Here is a 21,001-nt window from a genome sequence, read left to right as displayed (position 1 = left end):
CGGAACGTAAATAAATTTACGCTCAATATGATCTTTGTGATACAGACATTTAAGTCTGTATCTAAGATGCTCGCGTCCACTGTGTAGTTCTCAAAGTACGGGCGGTACCCCTCCTTCGTTACGAATGATGTAACCAAAGAAAGGTCCAGAGGTTCGTTTCACTAGGTAAAACCTAGTGTCCCGGTCCCTCAGGACCCAACAGCGTGCATATTCAGACCCTCCAGGATCACTGCGTTCCAAGTCCGAAGACCGTACTAACTGCGAACCTTTTGGTTCTGAATCAATGTCAATGTTCCACCCATGAGCTAACCTCGCCAGAACATTCGTCTGGCTAGAGGCTCTGGAAGACCGAAGTCTCCAAATGCTCCTTAGAAAGGAGGTGATCCAGCCGCACCTTCCGGTACGGCTACCTTGTTACGACTTAGTCCTAATCACCGATCCCACCTTCGACAGCTCCTTCCTTGCGGTTAGGCCACTGGCTTCGGGTGTTACCGACTTTCATGACTTGACGGGCGGTGTGTACAAGGCCCGGGAACGTATTCACCGCAGCGTTGCTGATCTGCGATTACTAGCGACTCCGACTTCATGAGGTCGAGTTGCAGACCTCAATCCGAACTGAGACCGACTTTTTGGGATTCGCTCCACCTTGCGGTATTGCAGCCCTCTGTATCGGCCATTGTAGCATGCGTGAAGCCCAAGACATAAGGGGCATGATGATTTGACGTCATCCCCACCTTCCTCCGAGTTGACCCCGGCAGTCTCCCATGAGTTCCCACCATTACGTGCTGGCAACATAGGACGAGGGTTGCGCTCGTTGCGGGACTTAACCCAACATCTCACGACACGAGCTGACGACAACCATGCACCACCTGTATACCGACCTTGCGGGGAGCGTATTTCTACGCTTTTCCGGTATATGTCAAGCCTTGGTAAGGTTCTTCGCGTTGCATCGAATTAATCCGCATGCTCCGCCGCTTGTGCGGGCCCCCGTCAATTCCTTTGAGTTTTAGCCTTGCGGCCGTACTCCCCAGGCGGGGAACTTAATGCGTTAGCTGCGACACAGAATCCGTGGAATGGACCCTACATCTAGTTCCCAACGTTTACGGCGTGGACTACCAGGGTATCTAATCCTGTTCGCTCCCCACGCTTTCGCTCCTCAGCGTCAGTAATGGCCCAGAGATCTGCCTTCGCCATCGGTGTTCTTCCTGATATCTGCGCATTCCACCGCTACACCAGGAGTTCCAATCTCCCCTACCACACTCTAGTTTGCCCGTACCCACTGCAGGCCCGAGGTTGAGCCTCGGGATTTCACAGCAGACGCGACAAACCGCCTACGAGCTCTTTACGCCCAATAATTCCGGACAACGCTTGCACCCTACGTATTACCGCGGCTGCTGGCACGTAGTTAGCCGGTGCTTTTTCTGCAGGTACCGTCACTTTCGCTTCTTCCCTACTAAAAGAGGTTTACAACCCGAAGGCCGTCGTCCCTCACGCGGCGTTGCTGCATCAGGCTTTCGCCCATTGTGCAATATTCCCCACTGCTGCCTCCCGTAGGAGTCTGGGCCGTGTCTCAGTCCCAGTGTGGCCGGTCACCCTCTCAGGCCGGCTACCCGTCGTCGCCTTGGTGAGCCTTTACCTCACCAACTAGCTGATAGGCCGCGAGTCCATCCTTGACCGAAATTCTTTCCACCCCCTGGAGATGCCTCCGAGGGTCGTATCCGGTATTAGCTACCATTTCTAGCAGTTATCCCAGAGTCAAGGGCAGGTTACTCACGTGTTACTCACCCGTTCGCCACTAATTCACCAGAGCAAGCTCCGGCTTCATCGTTCGACTTGCATGTGTTAAGCACGCCGCCAGCGTTCGTCCTGAGCCAGGATCAAACTCTCCGTAAAAGTTGATAGCCACCTGACCGAAGTCTGGTGGCAAATCTATTTATGTGACATTCCCCGGAATAAGGGCGAATGTCACGAGTTTGAAACTGACAGAACAAATCATTACTGACTTGCTTTGTTGTTTTAATTTTTATCCAAAGGAATCCGTACATCAACTAAAAGTTGATGCCGGGTTTTGGCATTTGACATTGTGCACGCTGTTGAGTTCTCAAGGATCGGGCGCTCCTACTCCAATTCCTTTCGGAACCGGTTTAGGGCAACTGTCCTAACTTACCACTAAATCTGATCTTGTCAAACTCATCACCGGAGTGTCGTAGACGCCCAGGCTGTCGTTCGCAACATCGCGATCAGTGGTGGATTTTCATCCTGTTCAGCTACCAAGTGTGCGCAGAAGCGTTTTCTCGAAGTAGCTGAGATTGTCCCCGCTTGAGGTCAGAAGCTCTGAGGCGTTCTGCACCTTTGGGGTGACAAGTGATTACATTACGGGTTTATTACGACACGGGCAAATCTCACCCGCATCCCGGGCGTGTCGCACTGAAGACCAGCATTACTTCACAGGAAAACAGGGGTTTACTACTCGACAAAGACTCCCGCCAGTGTCTTCTTTCCGCGGCGTAAAACCGCCATTCCACTGGGAAGTACATAGTTTTCGAGAGTTTCATCCTCGGCTGAGATCTTCTCGTTGTTGAGATAGACCCCACCTTCTCCAATAGAACGGCGCGCAGCGCCCAAACTTTGAGACAAACCAGTGTCCACCAGCAGCTGAGCCACGGGGGTATTCCTCGGAGTTGTGGAATGAGGCAGTTCTCGCAAAGCAGCCTCGAGAGTTACGGCATCAAGCTCTGCTAAGTCTCCTTGGCCAAACAACGCTGCAGCGGCAGCGATGGCCGCCTGCGTAGCTTCCATACCGTGGACCAAGCTGGTTACCTCCAGAGCCAGGCGACGCTGTGCTGCGCGCTTGAAAGGCTCCTCTGCAACCTGCAGGGCTACGTCATCGATCTCTGCCTTGGTCATGAAGGTAAAGACCTTGATCCGGTCAATGACATCGGCGTCGTCGGTGTTAAGCCAGAACTGATAAAACGCATAGGGACTGGTCATCGAGGCGTCGAGCCAGACTGCATTGCCTTCGCTCTTCCCAAACTTAGTTCCATCACTGTTGGTGATCAGCGGCGTCCCAATGGCATGCACGCTCTTACCTTCAGCGCGGTGAATAAGGTCAGTACCGCTGGTCAGATTGCCCCATTGGTCACTTCCACCGGTCTGGAGTACGCAGTCGTAATTGCGGTAGAGCTCCAAGAAGTCCATACCCTGCAAGATTTGGTAGCTGAACTCGGTGTAGCTGATCCCCGCCTCAGAATTGAGGCGTGCAGAGACGGCGTCCTTCTTGAGCATGGTACCCACGCGATAGTACTTACCCACGTCACGCAGGAAGTCGATCGCAGACATCGGCGCAGTCCAGTCCAGGTTGTTCACCATGCGGGCGGCATTGGCGCCCTCAAAGCTCAAGAACTTGGAGATCTGAGAGCTGAGGTATCCCACCCACTCGTTGACTGTCTCTTTGGTATTCAGTGTTCGCTCAGCGGTGGGACGAGGATCCCCCACCAAACCGGTCGATCCACCCACCAGGCCCAACGGCTTATGGCCTGCGAGTTGAATACGGCGAAGCAGGAGAAGCTGCACGAGGTTACCCAAGTGCAGGGAAGGTGCCGTGGGATCAAACCCGCAGTAGTAGGTGATCGGTGGGCCTTGGAAGAGTTTCTTCAACTCTTCGGCGTCGGTAGAGACATGGATAAGTCCGCGCCACACCAATTCATCCCAGAGAGTGTCAAAGTGGGGGTCGTTGGACTGGTTCTCGAGTAACACTTAGAGGCCTAACACTTTGTTGACATCGGTAACGCGCGCGGTGAGCTGGCTCAGCTGCGTGGCCACTTGCGCCGGCGCAGTACCGCCAGCACCATTACGGCTGTTCACTGAACCCTCGATGGTGAGTACTGAGCGAACTTCAGGCGTGAGGTGAACACTGACGCTCTGGTATTCCGCGTCACTAGGCTCGTGCAATTCAATGCCACGGGTTTCACAGAACTGCACCAATTCACCTGAGATTTCGTGGGCATCTCGGAAAGCGACACCCTGTTTGACCAGCCACTCGGCTACATCAGTCGCCAAAGAGAAGCCCTGTGGGGCCAGCTCAGCCATCCTCGCGGTATTGAAAGAAAGAGTGGCAACCATGCCGGTAAAGGCAGGAAGTAATACTTCCAGTGTCTGCACAGAGTCAAAGACGGGTTCTTTGTCTTCTTGGAGATCACGGTTATATGCCAGCGGTAAGCCTTTGAGCGTGGCCAGGAGCCCGGTCAAATTCCCGATCAGTCGACCTGACTTACCCCGAGCAAGCTCAGCGATGTCCGGGTTCTTCTTCTGGGGCATAATCGAGGACCCCGTGGAGTAACCATCGTGCAACTTGACGAAGTTGAACTCCTTGGTATTCCAGATGATGATCTCTTCCGAGAAACGCGAGAGGTTGATTCCAATCAACGAGGTAATAAAAGCGAATTCAGCAACGACGTCACGGCTTGCCGTGGCATCAATCGAGTTTTCAGTGGGGCCAGAGAGGCCAAGCTCTGCCGCAACCAACTGAGGGTCCAAGCCAAGCGAACCACCAGCGAGGGCACCTGAACCATAGGGAGACAGTGATGCGCGTGCGCTCCAGTCGGCTAAACGCTCGAGATCGCGCACCAACGGCCAGGCATGCGCCAGAAGGTGGTGCGCGAGCAAGACAGGCTGCGCATGCTGCAGGTGAGTACGCCCCGGCATGATGGCATCAGGGTGTGCAGAGGCCTGGCCTGCAATCGCATCGATGAGCTGGATGAGTTCATGAGCAATCGTCCGCCCGTGGTCGAGTAAATACATACGCACCAGGGTGGCTATTTGATCATTCCGACTCCGGCCCGCGCGAAGCTTTCCGCCCACCTCGACTCCTGCGATGTCGATCAGTCCACGTTCCAACGCAGAGTGCACGTCTTCGTCACTCTCGAGTGCTACGAACTCCCCCGCCGAAACAGCTGTACGCAGTTTCTCGAGTGAATCTGTCATGACTGCGAGCTCCGCTGCCGTCAAATAACCTGCGGCGTGGAGTGCTTTCGCGTGTGCCTGAGAGCCTGTGATGTCGTAGTCGGCGAGCGCCCAGTCAAAGTGGGTGGACTTGCTCAGGCGCTGAAGCTCTGGAGAAGGTCCTGACGCAAAGCGACCACCCCACAGTGCCCCGGCTTCACCGGCGCGGTTCGCAGATTCGTGGGAGGAGGTCATGGTGTCAATCCTAGGGTTGCGGGTCTTAGTTCTGGCGAAGCAGCCAGGTGAGCAGTGCTTTCTGGGCGTGTAGGCGGTTCTCGGCCTCATCCCAAATCACGGACTGTTCGCCGTCGAGCACATCTGCGGAAACTTCATAGCCACGATAGGCGGGCAGGCAGTGCATGAAGATAGCTGCGGTATCTGCCTGCGCCATCAGGGCGGCATCGACCTGGTAGCTACCAAAGTCTTTCACTCGTTGTGCCTTCTGGTCTTCTTGCCCCATCGACACCCAGGTGTCGGTCACCACGACATCGGCTCCGGACACGGCCGCAGCGCAGTCTTCGGTCACAAGGACGGATCCCCCTGTTGTGGCAGCGATTTTTTCAGCGTCTGCAACAAAAACTGGGTTCGGTTGATAGGTGGCAGGTGCAGCAATGCGCACGTGCATTCCTGCTGTAGCACAGGCCAGCAGGTAGGAATGCGCCATATTGCTACTGCCGTCCCCCACAAAAGCCACTTTAAGGCCTGCAAGTTCACCCTTGTGTTCACGGATAGTGAGCAAGTCTGCCAATAGCTGGCAGGGGTGGAAGTCATCACTGAGCGCATTAACAACAGGAACACCGGTTCCTAGCGCCATTTCTTCCAGGCCTGCCTGAGAGAAGGTGCGCCATACGATGGCGGCAACCATGCGTTCCAGGACGCGTGCGGTATCGGAGACTGATTCCTTAGCACCGAGCTGGCTCGAGCCCGAATCCATGATGAGGGGAACTCCGCCGAGATCAGCAATGCCGACGGCAAAAGAAACACGCGTTCGGGTGGAAGTTTTGTCGAAAATCACAGCAACAGTCTGTGGTCCCGCGAGGGGCTTTTCGCTATATGGAGCAGCTTTCAATGCCAGCGCAAGATCGAGAATCTCGGCCTGTTGAGCCTGGGTGATGTCGTCATCACGTAAGAAGTGGGTAGCCATTAGGCAGTGACCTCCGTACCAGAGCCAGTCTGGGTAAAAATTTCGAGCAAGATTGAGTGAGGATTACGACCGTCAATGATGGCCGCCTTCGGGACTCCCCCGTCCACGGCTTCCAGGCAGGCTGCCATCTTCGGGATCATGCCTGATTCGAGAGAAGGAAGCAAAGCACGCAGTTCCTCTGCACTGATTTCGGAAACCAGTGAATCCGTATTGGGCCAGTCGCTGTAGAGCCCCGCCACATCGGTGAGGATCACGAGCTTGGCAGCACCGAGCGCGACGGCAAGCGAAGCTGCTGCCGCATCTGCGTTGACATTGAGTGACTGCCCTGGAGTGTCTTTATCTGGGGCAATCGAGGACACCACAGGAATACGGCCAGCATCGATGAGAGCGTGTACCGCTTCGGGATCCACGGCAACCACATCGCCCACGAGACCTAAGTCCACCATTTCACCGTCGATTTCGACACCACGGCGTTCCCCCACAAACAACCCAGCGTCTTCACCAGAAATAGAGGCGGCTAAGGGACCGTGTTCGTTCATGTGCCCCACGAGATCGCGAGAGACCTGACCGGTGAGCACCATGCGGACGACATCCATCGCTTCAGGACTCGTCACACGGTAACCACCACGGAATTCACTTTCAATGCCGAGACGTTCAAGCATCTTGGTGATCTGAGGGCCACCGCCGTGTACGACAACAGGCTTGATACCGACGGTGCGGAGGTAGACCATGTCTTCTGCGAATGCTGTGGTGAGTTCTTCCGAGACCATGGCGTTGCCACCAAACTTCACCACAATGATCTGGTCGTTGAACTTCTTCAACCAGGTCAGTGACTCAATGAGCGTGGCAGCTTTGATGGTTGCTGCCGCGTCTTCTTCACGCATGTGGGTCATGTCAATAAATCCTTGAAATTCTTAGCTTGCGTAGGCGCTGTTTTCGTGCACGTAGTCGTGCGTGAGGTCATTAGTCCAAATCGTGGCCTGCTCAGTACCCGCGTGCAGCTCAATCTGGATATCTACTTCACGTGGGGTAAGGTCAACCAAGTCACGTGACTGGTCGGGTTCCCCGGCAGTGCACACCTGCACGCCGTTGAAGCTGACGTCAATGTTGTAGGGATCAAATTCAGCAGACGTGGTTCCCACGGCAGCTAGAACACGACCCCAGTTGGGGTCATTACCAAAAATGGCAGCTTTGAACAGGTTAGAACGGCTCACTGCTCGCGCAACATCCACCGCGTCTTGTTCCGTCGCAGCACCGGAGACCGTGATGTGGATGTTGTGGCTCGCACCTTCAGCATCCTTCTGGAGTTGAAGTGCCAGGTCACGGCACACCTCGGTCAACCGTGCGGTGAATTCCTCGAGCTCAGGCTCCACGCCTGACGCACCGGAGGCCATCAGGGTGACTTGATCATTCGTCGACATGCACCCGTCTGAATCAAGACGGTCAAAGGTCACGCGGGTCGAGGCACGCAAAGCAATGTCCAACTGTGCGCTAGAAAGAACTGCATCAGTCGTGATAACAACCAACATGGTTGCAAGTCCAGGAGCCAGCATGCCGGCGCCCTTAGCCATTCCGCCGATGGTGTACCCAGCACCAGCAACCACAGACATTTTGGGCACCGAGTCCGTGGTCATGATGGCGTGAGCGGCATCAATACCAGCTTGTTCACTTGTTCCCGCGTCTGAGAGAACACTCAAACCGGAGTCCCAGACACCCGTCTTGAGTTTGTCCAGATCCAGCTGGTCCCCGATCAAACCAGTCGAACACACCAGCACATCTCCCGCTGATACCTCGAGTCGCTCTGCTACTGCTTCTGCAGTGGCATGAGTGGTCTGGAATCCGCGCGCACCGGTGTAACAGTTGGCGCCACCAGAGTTCAGCACGATGGCTTCCACCTGGGGGTCAGCCATCACTTGCTGACTCCACAAAATGGGGTTGGCCTTGCATCGATTGGACGTAAATACGGCAGCAGCGTTCTTGAGCGGTCCCAGGTTTCGCACCATGGCGAAATCCTTCTTCCCGGTGGACTTCAGTCCACACGCAACACCAGCGGCACTAAAGCCTGCAGCAGCGGTCACACTCACGGTGCAACTCCATTCGTTGTCAAACCAGTGGTTTCGGGCAAGCCTAAGGCGATGTTGGCGGACTGAATGGCCGCACCTGCAGTCCCTTTGGTCAAGTTATCCAGTGCACTCACCACAACGACTCGCCCGGTGTGCTCATCGAGAGCGATACCCATGAGGCATGTATTTGCCCCGATAGTGTCTGCAGTGCGAGGGAATTCGCCTACGGGTAATACCTGCACAAAAGGCTCATCTGCATAGGTCGAGGTCCATGCTGCATGCAATTGCTCGAGGGAAACACCCGGCTTCACACGTGCTGTGGTGGTGGCCAAAATACCGCGTGCCATCGGCACGAGTACGGGGGTCATGGAGACGGAGACCTCGGCTGCCCCTGCTTTACGCAAATTTTGCTCAATTTCGGGCGTGTGACGGTGTGTGCCGCCTACAGAGTAGGCAGAAGCTGAACCCATGATTTCACTGGCCAGCAAGTTCACTTTGAGGCTCTTACCTGCACCCGAGGGGCCGACAGAAAGCACAGAAACGATGTCGATGGCGTCGATCAGTCCGGCTTTCACGCCGGGAGCAATCGCCAAGGAAATGGCAGACGCATTACACCCAGGGGCCGCGATGCGCGTGGTTCCGGTGAGATAGTCGCGCTGTGAACCAGTAGACAGAGGCAGTTCAGGAATGCCGTATGTCCATGCCGAGTTGAATTCACCACCATAGAAGGTGGTCCAGTCTTCCTCGTCTTCGAGACGGTGATCAGCGCCGCAGTCAATAACGAGGGCCTGTTCGCTCAACTGGGCAGCAATTGCACCTGAGGATCCGTGGGGCAAAGCTAAAAAGACAACGTCGTGTCCGGCCAAGTTCTCTGCGGTGGTGTCTCCCAACATGAGATCGCCGTAACTGCGCAAATGTGGCTGCACGTCAACGAGACGCTGTCCAGCGTTCGAGTGAGCGGTGACGGTGCGTACCTCAAACTCGGGGTGTCCTGCGAGCAGGCGTAATACCTCGCCACCGGCATAACCGCTGGCCCCAGCAATTGCAACCGAATACGTCATTAGATAACTCTACCTAAAACCTTCAAGTAGTTATTGAACTTTAGTGAAGGCGTGGCGGTCTTACTCGCGAATCGTGGCGCCGAAACGTGATGCGGCAAGCGCAACACCGGCTTCCTTGGAAGCGGTCGCTTCAGCAGCGGTCAACGTGCGGTCATCCGCACGGAACCGAAGAGCAAAAGTCAGTGAACGCTGTCCCTCTGGAATACCTGCTCCCTGATAGACATCTACCAAAATGCCTTCTTCGAGCAGTTCTCCTGCCCCTTCGACCACCGCGGCAAGAACGTCGGAGGCAGGAATGTTGTCTGCGACCACTAACGAGAGATCCTGAGTCGCGGCAGGCATCGTGCGAATATCGACGGCAGTGTGAGGAACACCTGCTGCATCAGTGATGGCATCGAGATTGAGTTCAAAGGCGGCAACCGTGCGGGGAAGGTGTGCGTCTTCAGCCACGGATGGCAGAAGTTCACCGGCATAGCCGATCACGACGTCACCCACGAGCAATTCAGCGGTGCGACCAGGGTGGAAAGCTTTATGCATTCCCTGACGGACAGAAATTGCAACACCGGCTCCGAGCGCAATCTGCTGCACAGCGACGAGCGCGTCCTGCCAGTTATAGGCCAACGCCTTTTGGCCTGGCTGCTTAGACTGTGCGTCTCCGACAAAAAGGCCTGAGATGTAGCGGGGCTGAGGTGGAATACCGGCGTACAACTTGGCTTCGACCTCAGGAGTGGGTCGCACTCCCCCGGCTACAACATCTTGGCCATAGCTCACCCCTGCTGCGGGCAGGAACACAAGTCCAGTTTCGAAGAGGGCAAGGTCACTTAAACCACGTGAGCGGTTACGTGCTGCCGTTCCGATGAGTCCTGGAATCAACGAGGTGCGCATCCACCCCTGGGTTGCATCGAGCGCATTGGCTAAACGAACCTGAGGGACACGTGCCTCGGTAGGTGAACCAAAAAGATTGTTGGTCTCCTCATCGAAGAAGGGGTAACTGAGCACTTCGGTGTGACCGGTCGCAGCCAGCGTGTTGGACACACGACGGCGCACGTCCTGGGCGACGGTGTAACCGCGTCCTGGAGGCGCCACGGGGAGTTCTGCAGGAATGAGGTGGTATCCGACAATGCGGGCCACTTCTTCTGCCAGGGTCCACTTATCAGTGAGATCCGGACGCCAGGTGGGTGGAGTGACGGTGAAACCGGTGCCCGCCGGCACAACGGCACATCCGATTTCCGTCAGCGAAGACTCAATCTGGGCATCGGTGTAGTCAAGACCAATCAGACCAGAGACAAAGCCAGCAGGAAGTTCAATGGAAGCTGGAGCAGCGAAATGGTTGAAGTAGGAGCCTTCATCTACGAGCTGTCCGCCAGCAAGTTCAACCAGGAGCTGTGCCACACGTCCTGCAGCAACAGCCGCAACCTCGGGGTCTACGCCACGTTCAAAACGCTTGGATGCCTCGGAGGGAAGCTTGTGACGTCGTGCCGAGCGGGCGATGGAGACGGGGTCAAAGTTGGCAGCTTCGATAAGGACATTGCTGGTGACATCGGTAATTTCCGAGTGCGCTCCACCCATGACACCGGCAAGGCCTACAGCACTACCTCCGGAGGTGATGAGGAGATCTTCGACATCCAAGGTGCGCTCTGCGTCATCCAAAGTGACGAGCTTCTCGCCCTTGTGTGCACGGCGAACCACAATGTCACCGGCAAGTTTGTCCAGGTCATAGGCGTGGTTGGGCTGTCCCAACTCGATCATGACGTAGTTCGATATGTCGACGGGCAGAGAAATAGAGCGGATACCAGCCAATTTCAGGCGGGAAACCATCCAGGAGGGCGTCGGTGCCGTGGCATCAATGCCGCGCACAATGCGGGTAGCAAAGACGGTACAGCCCACGCGTCCACGAATGGGAGCTTGGTCGTCTACAGAAACAGGAAATTCGTTCCCGAAGCTCTTTTCGTCGGTTACACCGTGAGCAGCAACAACTTCGGTTGCAGGGTCACGGTAAGCAGCACCGGTGGAGTGCGCATATTCGCGTGCCACACCACGAATGGAAAAGGCATATCCGCGGTCAGGAGTGACGTTAATTTCAATAGCGGATTCCGACAAACCCAGCAGTTCCAGTGCATCCGTGCCGACCTCAGGGTCGAGACCCATTTCAGCCAGGCGAATGATGCCATCGTGGCCTTCACCCAGGCCCAGCTCCTTGGCAGAAGCCATCATGCCATCCGAGACGTGGCCGTAGGTCTTACGTGCCGCAATTGGGAACGGGCCAGGAAGGACCGCGCCGGGAAGAGTCACCACGACCTTGTCACCGACAAAGAAATTTCCCGCGCCACAGACGATGCCGTGGATGGCGTCTCCACCATCGGCAGCAACCTGGCCGTCAGGGGCAACCCGAACCTGGCACCAGCGAATGGTTTTGCCGTTGTTCTGCTCTTCCGGGGTGAATTCGAGTACTTCACCCACCACGATGGGACCAGAAATGTCTCCACCGTGAATATCTTCTTCTTCGAAACCGACCTTAACCAAGTCCGCCTGGACCTGCTCAGGCGTGATATCCGAGGCAAGGTCGACGTATTCGCCGAGCCAACTCAAGGGGACGCGCATCAGACCACCATTCCAAACTGCTGGCTGAAGCGAACATCGCCCTCGACCATGTCGTGCATATCGCTGACGTCGTTACGGAACATGAGCGTGCGCTCCACACCGACACCGAACGCAAAACCGGAGTACACCTCAGGATCAATGCCTGCCGAACGCAACACATTGGGGTTCACCATGCCACAGCCACCCCACTCGATCCAGCGAGCGCCACCGGCGAAGGTGGGGTGCCAGACATCAAGCTCTGCAGAAGGCTCAGTGAAGGGGAAGTAGTTGGGGCGCAGACGAATCTTGGCGCCGTCACCAAACATGATGCGAGCAGCATGTTCGAGAGTTCCGCGCAAGTGTGCCATCGTCAGGCCCTTATCGATAGCGAGTCCTTCGACCTGAGTAAAGACGGGTGTATGGGTGGCATCGAGCTCATCGGTGCGGTACACACGACCAGGAGCCAAAACATAGATAGGAACTTCGCGTTCGAGCATGGAACGCACCTGCACGGGTGAAGTGTGAGTGCGCAGCACAAGGTGAGAATCGACAGGCTCCACAAAGAACGTGTCCTGCATTGCACGAGCCGGGTGATCGGCATCAAAGTTCAAGGCGTCGAAGTTAAACCACTCACCCTCGAGCTCAGGTCCTTCAGCGATTTCCCAACCCATTCCAACAAATGCGTCACAGATGCTCTCTTGCAAGAGCATGAGGGGGTGGCGTCCACCCGCGCTCCAGCGCGACGCGGCGGCGGTGACATCAACCTTCTCGGCAGCGAGCTGAGCAGTCTGCTCCTCGCGAACGATTGCTTCTTCACGAGCAGTGAAGGCCTGGTTGACCTCTGCCCGGGCCTGCCCCACAAGTTTGCCTGCTGCAGCCTTCTGGTCTCCCGGGACGTCCTTCATCAGCGCATTCAGCTGCGCTAGAGAAGAAGATTCCCCTAAATGGGCAGTGCGGACAGCCTTGAGGGCAGCGGAATCGACGGCAGCAGCGATAGCTGCCAGGGCGTCGTTAACCGCGGCTGTTACGGCAGATTCAGTGATTTCGGTAGGTGCAGACACAGTTCTCAATTTTATGTCGGGAGCAGGCTTTCGTCTGCTCGACAGGCACTAGGCCTTGTTGTGGGCAAAGGCGCTTTCGTAGATGAGCACAGCAGCAGCTGTAGCCAAGTTCATGGATTCCGCATCGCCATAAATGGGCACGGTGATGGCCTTCTCTGCCAGAGCAAAGTGCTCGTCGCTCAGACCACGTGCTTCGTTTCCGAACAACCACGCGGTGGGAGCATCCAGCACACCATTGGTGCGGGCAAGCACAAGGTCTTCCCCCTTGATATCGGCCGCGAGGAGCTGCAGCCCTGCTTCCCGGACGTAGGGAAGAACATTTTCTAGTTCTACATCTACCGTGATGGGCAGGTGGAACAGCGAACCGGTCGTCGAGCGCACAACCTTGGGGTTGTAGAGATCGACCGAGCGGCCGGTCAAAATAACCGCGTCCGCTCCGGCAGCATCTGCAACGCGAATGATGGTGCCCAAGTTCCCGGGGTCACGCACTTCTTCGAGGATGATGACCAGCTTGGGATCTTCCGCGAAGATTTCCTTCAGCGCGGTAGGGAATTGGTGCACGACCGCAATGAAACCTTGCGGGGTGACGGTGTCGGCCATGGCGGCCAAAACTTCTTCGGAAACAAACTCAACATCAACCCCGGCATCAACCGCCGTGGCAGCGATGTCTTGGTAGCGCTCAAGTGCAGTTGGCGTGGCATAAAGTTCCACGATGAGCTGCGGGCGGTAGGCCAAAGCCTCAGCGACGGCTTGCGGGCCTTCCAAGAGGAAGAGCCCGGTCTCGGACCGGGCTCCCCTCGTGGCTAGCTTCGCAACCGCCTTCACGCGAGGAGCGCGGGGGTTGTCGAGCATGATATTTCTCCTGTGGCCTAGGCCTTTGGTGCTGAGGTGTCAGCAGGCAGTGCCTTGCGTGCAGCTTCAACTAGCTTGGTGAAGGTAGCAGGATCGGTGACAGCGATTTCGGCGAGCATGCGACGGTCAACCTGGATATCTGCCAAAGCGAGGCCCTGGATGAAACGGTTGTAGGTCAGGCCGTTTGCACGGCTTGCTGCGTTGATGCGCTGAATCCAGAGGCGACGGAAGTCACCCTTGCGGGCACGACGGTCGCGGAAGCTGTACACCAGCGAGTGGATGACCTGCTCTTTTGCCTTGCGGTACAGGCGTGAACGCTGACCGCGGTAACCCTTGGCGCGCTCGAGGATGACGCGACGCTTCTTGTGAGCGTTAACGGCTCTTTTTACTCTTGCCATTTTCTTATCCTTCTAGTTTTCGCTCAGCCGATTACAGACCGAGAAGCTTCTTGATGACCTTGGAGTCAGCGGGAGACAGGATCTGGTCCTGGTTCAGGCTGCGCTTGCGCTTGCCCGACTTGACTTCGAGGTTGTGACGCATGCCGGCCTGCTGCTTCTTGAGCTTGCCGGTACCGGTCACCTTGAAGCGCTTCTTGGACCCGGAGTGGGTCTTCATCTTTGGCATTGGATCTCCTTGGGTTTTCACATTCCCTGGTGAGGGAAAGTAAGGGCTGTTAGTCGTCGAGCTCGTCTGAGACCGACTTGGTGGACTTCTTGGGGGCTGTTTTCGCAGCGGGTGCCTTGACAGGCTTGGCAACAACTTCAGCTTCAACGACCTGCGCTGCATTGGCCTTGTCGTCTTCAACGGCAAGAACTGATTCGCCCGAATGTGCGGGTTCAGCTTTCTTGTCGCCGCGCTTGTTTGCTTCGCGCTTGGCGTTCTGTTCTGCTTTGGCTTCAGACTTGCTCTTCAGCGGACCAATCACCATGACCATGTTGCGGCCATCAATGGTGGGACTTGATTCCACAGTTCCGAATTCTGCAACTTCTTCAGCGAACTTCTGCAACAGACGAACACCCTGCTCGGGACGTGACTGCTCACGGCCGCGGAACAGGATCATGGCCTTAACTTTGTCGCCATCGCCGAGGAAGCCAATAGCGCGCTTCTTCTTGGTTTCGTAGTCGTGCACATCAATCTTGAGGCGGAACCGTACCTCTTTGAGGATGGTGTTGGCCTGGTTACGACGAGCTTCCTTGAGTTTCTGCGCAGCTTCGTACTTGAACTTTCCGTAGTCCATGATCTTGGCCACTGGCGGCTTGGCCTCGGGAGCAACCTCAACGAGATCGAGGTCAGCCTCCTGTGCAAGTCGAAGGGCAACATCGATCGCCACGACACCAACCTGTTCACCGTTGGGGCCAACGAGGCGAACTTCTGGGACGCGGATACGGTCGTTTGTACGTGGATCGCTAATGCGGTGCTCCTTGATATTTCTCTCGAAACCCTTGCGGGGAGAAAGAGGAGTCTTACGCGCACACGGACATACATCTGTGACAACACGACACAAGAATAATTTCTTGTGGCACCCTGACCTACCTGCCCAGCGAACTGAACCGGCGGAGTGCAAGAACCCAGTAACCTGATGGTGCGGGATACGGGTGGGAGATAACTCCTCTTTCAATTTCTTGGCATGAGCTAAGAAACCTGCATAAGCCTAGCAGAGGAATACATTGTGAGCGAAAGCACCCAAACTGAGACAGTCCAGAAAGCCGTAATGGATATCTCAGAAGTACCCGCCATCGAAGTCATCGTTGAGGTAGCCGTGAACCTCATGAGTGCTGCAGCCATCAAGTGCGGTCTTGCAGATGAACCAGATGCCGCAGCGTTGACCGACCTGGACGAAGCTCGCAAACTAATCAATGCACTCGCTGGTCTAGTCACTGCTGCAGCGCCAGACATTAGCGACTCACACGCGCGTCCTCTGCGTGATGGCCTGCGTTCTCTGCAACTGGCGTTCCGCGAAGCCTCCCCTTTCCCCGACGAAATCGGCAAAGGTCCCGGCGAGAAATGGACTGGCCCAGTTAACTAACGAGCAAGTTGCGTAATGAGTGCCACTAGCTTGGTGCGCACAAGTTCGTGAGCTATTTTCTGCACCTGAGGCCCACCTTGCATGATCGCCTCTTGAAGTGTTGACTCATAGGTTGTTGTCAATACGCTGGCCAACTCCAGTGGATTGAGCTCAGAGCTCAGTCCAACGGCCCTCAAGGCTGCCGAGATAATGTTGGCAAATTCTGTTTCAGCAGCAGCCTTCTGCTCGAGATAAATTGACCCCACTGCAGGATCGCGCATGGCAAGCAGACGAAGTTCTGATTGAAAGAGGAACCAATAGCTGTTCTCGTTTTGTTGATCGAGAAAGCTGGTAACGAGGAGGCCCAGGTTCTCGGGCTGAAGTTTCGCACCGGGGGCACCAAGGATTTCAGGCAGGATCTGATCCATATGTTCAACGCTTTGGCGCAGCAGAGCCAAACGTTGATTATTTCCTCGTTCGGCGAGCGCCAGGAAGAGTTCTTCCTTTGTATCGAAGTTGGAGTAAAAAGCGCCACGGGTGAAATCAGCCCGTTCTGCAATCATCTCGACCGTTGCCGCGTGAATGCCCACTTCAGAAAACACTTCGAACGCCGCATCCATCAAGCGTTCACGGGTTTTTTGCCTGCGCGCAGATTCGGTGGGCTTGGGCGCCTCTGAGGTTGTGATGGACATAACTTAAGGATACACTTATGTATTGGATACACCGGTGTATCGAAAGTTATCAGCCCGACACCGGTTCTTGACCGCCTGTCGCACACCCCCAAGGACAGATATGTCATCTGCGTTGTATTCACTCGGTCGCTGGGCTTTTCGTGCCCGCAAGTTCGTCCTCGGCGGGTGGATCGTTGTCCTAGTCCTTGTTGGCGGTTCTGCCGCTGTGTTCAATACCGGGTTAGATAACGGCATCAGTATCCCCGGTACCGAATCGCAGAAAGCTTTAGATTCGCTCTCGGCCACCTTCCCCCAGGTCAGTGGCGCTTCTGCACAAATCATTGTTGTCGCAGCAGACGGCCAACACATCACAGACCCTGCATATGTAACAGCGCTTGATAGCTCGGCCGCCACTATCAGCGACCTTCCTCAAATCGATTCCGCCAGCTCCCCTTTTAGTGAAAACATTCACGGTGCTGTCAGCGCCAATGACAAAGCCGGCCTGATGAGTATTCAGTTCACAGGCCCTACGGCAACGATCAAGACATCATCGCTTGCACAGCTTGAAAAAGCTACTGAATCGCTCCAGGCAGAGTTGCCCACAGGATCGACAGTGTCACTGGGCGGACAGATTTACAGCCAAAGCATGCCAGCCATTAGCGCCACGGAGCTGATCGGCGTTGGCGTGGCTCTCATCGTGTTGATTATCACCTTCGGCTCATTCATTGCAGCTGGAATGCCTCTGCTGACGGCAATGCTCGGAGTGGGCATCTCTATTGCCCTGATTTTCTTAGCTACCGCTTTTGCAAAGGTCACCTCGACCACCCCAATGCTGGCTCTGATGCTGGGCCTGGCGGTCGGGATTGACTACGCCCTCTTCATTATCTCCAGACACCAAGACCAACTTCGTCGCGGAGATAGTCCCGAAGAAGCAGCAGCCCGCGCTACGGGCACAGCGGGTTCTGCCGTTATCTTTGCCGGATTGACCGTCATGATTGCCCTGTTGGGTCTGGGGATTGCTGGTATCCCCTTCCTCACAACAATGGGCATTGCCGCAGCGGTCGGCGTGGGTGTTGCCGTATTGATTTCCATCACGCTCATTCCCGCATTCCTCGGTTTCGCCGGTGAGCGCTTACGACCGAAAACGCGCAAAAACAAGATTTCTGCAGAGGTGAAGCCCAACCGTTTCTTCACCGGATGGGTCAAAGCGGTCACCCGTTTCCCCATCGTGACAATCCTTGCCGTGGTGGCAACAATCACGATTGTGGCCCTTCCAGCACTCAACCTCCGTTTAGCACTGCCCGATGCCGGAAGTAACTCGCTCGAGGATCGCTCGCGGGTGACCTACGATCTCGTGGCAGAAAACTTTGGTGAAGGCTATAACGGCCCTCTCCTCGTCACCGGCACCATCGTGACCAGCACTGACCCCTTGGGGCTGATGGCAGACCTCAAAACCGAGTTAGAGAAATTGCCCGGTGTCGCAGCAGTCCCCCTCTCCACCCCTAATAAGACAGCAGATACGGGAATTATTCAGGTCGTTCCCACCGGGTCTCCGGATTCAGAAGAAACTAAAGCTCTCGTTCAAGCTATTCGCGAGAAGCACGACTACTTCCTGTCCACATATGGGGTAGACCTCTCAGTGACGGGTTTCACCGCCAGTGGAATCGATGTATCTGAGCAGCTCGGTAACGCATTGCTTCCCTTTGGAATTGTCGTGGTGGGTCTCTCACTCATCCTGCTCACCATGGTGTTTAGATCAATTTGGGTGCCCGTTAAGGCAGCCATCGGTTACCTCTTCAGCGTCGTAGCTGCCTTCGGAATTGTCACTCTGGTCTTGCAGGACGGGGTGGGCGCCAGTTTGTTCAACGTAGACAAGCCAGGTCCGGTGATTAGCTTTATGCCGATCATCGTGATGGGTATCTTGTTCGGTTTGGCCATGGACTATGAAGTATTCCTCGTGGCCCGCATGCGCGAGGACTATGTTCACAGCGGCAAAGCAAAGCAGAGCATTGTCACCGGTTTTGTGGGATCGGCCAAGGTTGTCACGGCTGCTGCCGTGATCATGTTCGCCGTGTTTGCTGCGTTCGTACCCGAAAGTGATGGCAGCTTGAAAGCAATTGCCTTGGCTTTGGCTGCGGGAATCTTTGTGGATGCCTTTATTGTGCGCATGACTTTTGTACCCGCTGTTTTACAGCTGCTCGGGGACAAAGCCTGGTACATGCCGAAATGGCTTGACCGCATCCTCCCCCACTTCGATGTGGAAGGCGAGGGTGTGCAACATGAACTAGAGCTTGAAAACTGGCCTGTAGAACAGGCGATGGTGATCGCAGCTGATGGCCTGAGCCTCAACAATGCCACCAACACTGTTGCGTACTTCAAGAATGTGCACCTTCGGGTTACCGAGGGTCACACCCTGTTCGTCACCGGAAACGACAAGACCGGCATTTCTGCACTATTGCTCACGCTAAGTGGTCGCCTGGATCCTGGCGCAGGCAAACTCAAAGTCGCCGGAATGGTGCTTCCTGTGCGCTCTGGAGCTGTGCGATCTCGAGTTGCCCTGATTGATGTTGCGATGCACGCTAATCGCAACACCGTCGAAGCCATCCAAGACGCAGATGCGGAGAAACCTCACATCATCATGCTGGACAATATTGACTTCCTCTCATCTGAGACGGAATGTTATGCGATTGCTGACGCACTGAACGAAGCCCGAGAAAGTGCCCAGGCCGCCGGACGCCTTCTCACCGTCGTAGTGGGGACAACCAGCGACCTGCCCATCGAAACATGGGGATCATTCCTGAGTCCTCGGGTTGAGGCCACGGTCTGCGACATCACCTCTGTCGCTGCTGCGAGCAAGAAAGTGCAGGCATAAACCATGAATACCCTCATTACTCGACTTTCATTGAACACTGCTCAGACGGAAGGCAAGCCACGTGCCCTCACGCTGATTGGTCTTCTCTGCGTTCCCCTCATCGTGGTGGGAACGCTGCTGTGGGGACTGTGGAATCCAACCGATCGTCTCGACACCGTCAAGGCAGCGATTGTGAACAATGACCAGCCAGTGACTATCAACGGCCAAATGACCCCGCTAGGCCGCATTCTCAGCGCCGGACTGGTCGATGGTGTCGACGGTGGCAGTAACTACGACTGGGTTATCACTAATACAGCAGGAGCCAAGAAGGGTTTGTCCTCTGGCGACTATGTAGCCGTGGTCACTATTCCCAAGGACTTCTCCCAGGTCGCGACCTCGTCAATGACGGACGCATCACACCCCACTCAGGCGGTTATCGATGTGACCACGAGCGAGAAAAATCGCCTTGTAGATGATGCCATCACCACCGCAATTACCTCCACAGCCGTCAACGTGTTGAATCAAAAACTCAGTGCAAACTACATCGGCAACGTATTGCTCGGTTTCAGCACCCTCAGTGAAGGCCTCGGAACTGCTGCTAAGGGAGCTCACGACCTCACGACCGGAATGTATTCTCTCGCCGATGGCGCACAGAAGCTCTCCACCGGAGCACAGGACTTCTCTGCCGGAATGTGGGCTCTGCAAAGTCAATCTGCAGCACTTCCTGGACAGACACAACAAATTGCAGATGGCCTGACCAGTCTCAGCTCAAGTTGCAGCAGCGTTGTGCCGCTTGCAGCACAAGCTCAATTCTGTGGCTCATTGTCAGGACTGAGCGCCGGAACAAATGCTTTCGCCGGTGGCCTCACGCAGCTACAAGGCGGAATCTCTCAGCTCGCAGCTGGCAGCACCGATATTGCGACAGGCGTCACCGGACTGGCCACTGGAAGTTCTGCTTTGGCCGAGGGTTCAAACTCTTTAGCCAATGGGCTTGATACAGCACTGACAAATATTCCTGTCTATACCAAAGAACAAACCACTGCACTGGCAGATGTCGTCACTGCTCCCGTAACAGTGAGCAATGCGGGAACTCTGAGTTTTGGTGCCAGCAGCACACCGTTATACGTTGTGCTGGCCCTCTGGATTGCTGCAATGGCCAGCTTCATTGGCTTACGTGCACTCCCAGTACGTTTGCTCGAGTCCACTCGCTCCTCTTTGTCCTTGGCCACACGATCCTTCGTGCTCCCCGCCATCGTGGGCATTGTGCAGGGAGTCGCGGTGGCCACAGTGATTGCCATTGCTCAGGGCTTCAACGTGGGTGAATGGCTGGCTGTAGCCGGTGTATCTGCGCTTATCTCTGTCGCATTTACTGCCACGAATCAAGCTCTCCTGGCAGTTCTGGGCGGCTTTGGTCGACTGATTTCACTTGCTGTAGGAATCCTCATTCTGGTCACCGGCGTTATTTCTACCGTTCCCGAGATTCTTGACACTGTGTTGGGTGTAACCCCAGCCAATGACGCTGTCACAGCATTGCAGTCTGTAGTTAACTCTGCAGAAGTTTCCGGTTTTGCCGGAGCACTGACTTCTCTGATTCTGTGGACATTAGGCTCCATAGCGGTTACGGGTATTGCAATCTCGCGCAAGCGCCACGTCTCCATCACGGCGTTGAGTAAAGAAACCCAGCCCGTCTAGGGCTGGGTTTCTACCGCCGC

16 protein-coding genes and 1 rRNA gene are annotated in these 21,001 nt (G+C 55.7%); 3 read left to right on the top strand and 14 right to left on the bottom strand.

Annotated features, from left to right (window positions below):
- Positions 1–372: 372 nt before the first annotated feature.
- The 13 genes from M2119_RS05210 to infC all read right to left on the bottom strand — a co-directional run bounded on the left by M2119_RS05210 (position 373) and on the right by infC (position 15,188).
- Positions 373–1,893, bottom strand: a 16S ribosomal RNA gene (locus M2119_RS05210).
- 573 nt (positions 1,894–2,466) lie between these two features.
- Positions 2,467–3,756 (bottom strand): tyrosine--tRNA ligase, encoded by a 1,290-nt coding sequence (tyrS, locus tag M2119_RS05205; RefSeq protein WP_280803886.1) that lies wholly within the window; start codon positions 3,754–3,756, stop codon positions 2,467–2,469.
- The gene (gene argH / locus M2119_RS05200) at positions 3,757–5,196 is read right to left on the bottom strand and encodes an argininosuccinate lyase (RefSeq protein WP_280803885.1); all 1,440 of its coding nucleotides are present in this window, start codon (positions 5,194–5,196) and stop codon (positions 3,757–3,759) included. It lies immediately after the preceding gene.
- 25 nt (positions 5,197–5,221) lie between these two features.
- The gene (gene argF / locus M2119_RS05195; protein WP_280803884.1) at positions 5,222–6,145 is read right to left on the bottom strand and encodes an ornithine carbamoyltransferase; all 924 of its coding nucleotides are present in this window, start codon (positions 6,143–6,145) and stop codon (positions 5,222–5,224) included.
- Positions 6,145–7,038, bottom strand: a complete 894-nt coding sequence (gene argB / locus M2119_RS05190; RefSeq protein ID WP_280803883.1) for an acetylglutamate kinase — start codon at positions 7,036–7,038, stop codon at positions 6,145–6,147. Before argB ends, argF begins: the two co-directional genes overlap by 1 nt.
- 21 nt (positions 7,039–7,059) lie before the next feature.
- Complete coding sequence (gene argJ, locus M2119_RS05185; protein WP_280803882.1) at positions 7,060–8,229, bottom strand: bifunctional glutamate N-acetyltransferase/amino-acid acetyltransferase ArgJ; 1,170 nt, start codon at positions 8,227–8,229, stop codon at positions 7,060–7,062.
- Positions 8,226–9,269, bottom strand: a complete 1,044-nt coding sequence (argC, locus tag M2119_RS05180) for an N-acetyl-gamma-glutamyl-phosphate reductase (protein ID WP_280803881.1) — start codon at positions 9,267–9,269, stop codon at positions 8,226–8,228. The genes argJ and argC overlap by 4 nt, the downstream gene beginning before the upstream one ends.
- Before the next feature lie 60 nt (positions 9,270–9,329).
- Positions 9,330–11,870 (bottom strand): phenylalanine--tRNA ligase subunit beta, encoded by a 2,541-nt coding sequence (pheT, locus tag M2119_RS05175; protein ID WP_280803880.1) that lies wholly within the window; start codon positions 11,868–11,870, stop codon positions 9,330–9,332.
- On the bottom strand, positions 11,870–12,910 hold the full coding sequence (gene pheS, locus M2119_RS05170; RefSeq protein ID WP_280803879.1) for a phenylalanine--tRNA ligase subunit alpha: 1,041 nt from the start codon (positions 12,908–12,910) through the stop codon (positions 11,870–11,872). Before pheS ends, pheT begins: the two co-directional genes overlap by 1 nt.
- Positions 12,911–12,958: 48 nt before the next feature.
- Entirely contained in the window at positions 12,959–13,762 is an 804-nt protein-coding gene (locus M2119_RS05165) for a TrmH family RNA methyltransferase (protein ID WP_280803878.1), read from the bottom strand.
- 17 nt (positions 13,763–13,779) lie between these two features.
- On the bottom strand, positions 13,780–14,160 hold the full coding sequence (gene rplT / locus M2119_RS05160) for a 50S ribosomal protein L20 (protein WP_280803877.1): 381 nt from the start codon (positions 14,158–14,160) through the stop codon (positions 13,780–13,782).
- Positions 14,161–14,191: 31 nt separating this feature from the next.
- Positions 14,192–14,386, bottom strand: a complete 195-nt coding sequence (gene rpmI / locus M2119_RS05155; RefSeq protein ID WP_110233635.1) for a 50S ribosomal protein L35 — start codon at positions 14,384–14,386, stop codon at positions 14,192–14,194.
- A 49-nt stretch (positions 14,387–14,435) separates the two neighbouring features.
- Positions 14,436–15,188, bottom strand: coding sequence for a translation initiation factor IF-3 (gene infC, locus M2119_RS05150; RefSeq protein WP_280804459.1), 753 nt, complete (start codon positions 15,186–15,188; stop codon positions 14,436–14,438).
- Positions 15,189–15,473: 285 nt separating this feature from the next.
- Here infC and M2119_RS05145 point away from each other — a divergent pair, with 285 nt between their 5' ends.
- Positions 15,474–15,788 carry a DUF1844 domain-containing protein gene (locus tag M2119_RS05145; protein ID WP_280803876.1) on the top strand — a complete coding sequence of 105 codons (315 nt, stop codon included), beginning with the start codon at positions 15,474–15,476 and terminating at the stop codon, positions 15,786–15,788.
- Here the strand turns inward: M2119_RS05145 and M2119_RS05140 are convergent.
- Entirely contained in the window at positions 15,785–16,459 is a 675-nt protein-coding gene (locus tag M2119_RS05140) for a TetR/AcrR family transcriptional regulator (protein ID WP_280803875.1), read from the bottom strand. The two genes, M2119_RS05145 and M2119_RS05140, sit on opposite strands and share 4 nt — an antisense overlap.
- Before the next feature lie 100 nt (positions 16,460–16,559).
- On the opposite strand from M2119_RS05140, the gene M2119_RS05135 reads away from it, so the two are divergent.
- Positions 16,560–19,310 (top strand): MMPL family transporter, encoded by a 2,751-nt coding sequence (locus tag M2119_RS05135; RefSeq protein WP_280803874.1) that lies wholly within the window; start codon positions 16,560–16,562, stop codon positions 19,308–19,310.
- Positions 19,311–19,313: 3 nt separating this feature from the next.
- On the top strand, positions 19,314–20,981 hold the full coding sequence (locus M2119_RS05130; protein ID WP_280803873.1) for a YhgE/Pip family protein: 1,668 nt from the start codon (positions 19,314–19,316) through the stop codon (positions 20,979–20,981).
- Positions 20,982–21,001 lie beyond the last annotated feature (20 nt).

It is taken from the genome of Aurantimicrobium minutum, assembly GCF_029894165.1.
GTDB classification, from domain to species: Bacteria; Actinomycetota; Actinomycetes; order Actinomycetales; family Microbacteriaceae; genus Aurantimicrobium; species Aurantimicrobium minutum_A.
Note: the sequence above shows the minus strand (reverse complement) of the source record. Positions and strands in the feature narration are given on the sequence as shown.